The sequence below is a fragment of the Tamlana crocina genome (genome assembly GCF_012037625.1).
The window spans coordinates 1-396 of sequence record NZ_JAAVJS010000374.1; the positions used below are offsets into that span (position 1 = coordinate 1).

Below are 396 nucleotides of genomic sequence, written 5' to 3' on the forward strand. Positions count from 1 at the left end.
AGCCACGATTAAGGGACAGGTAATTCAATCCCACATCTACCAGGAACTGCAGGCGAACGCTTATCTCTTTGATCACTTCGGAAGCGATCTTCTTCTGCTTTTTGGAAAGCTGTGGTTCCAGTTTTTTAAACCATTCTGCAAGATCTACAATGTCTTTTTGAGCGAGTTCAGCAATATTTTTTCCGTTTACCTTAAAGTATAAGGACTCTTTTCTAAGACGGCTGCCTTCACATTCCGGGCAAAGGATCTTGTCCATATAGTCTTTGGCCCATCGGCGAAGGGAGGCAGATTCGTTTTTGTGGTAGGTCTCCTCTATAAATGTAGCCACCCCTTCAAAATCGATTTTATATTCCCGGGTGATGCCTAAAGTCTTGGAATCTTTGGTGAATTTTTCTT

1 pseudogene is annotated in these 396 nt (G+C 42.4%); it reads right to left on the reverse strand.

The window, feature by feature from the left end:
* Positions 1–396 (reverse strand): annotated as a pseudogene (locus HC176_RS17180) (excinuclease ABC subunit UvrA); the annotation flags it as partial.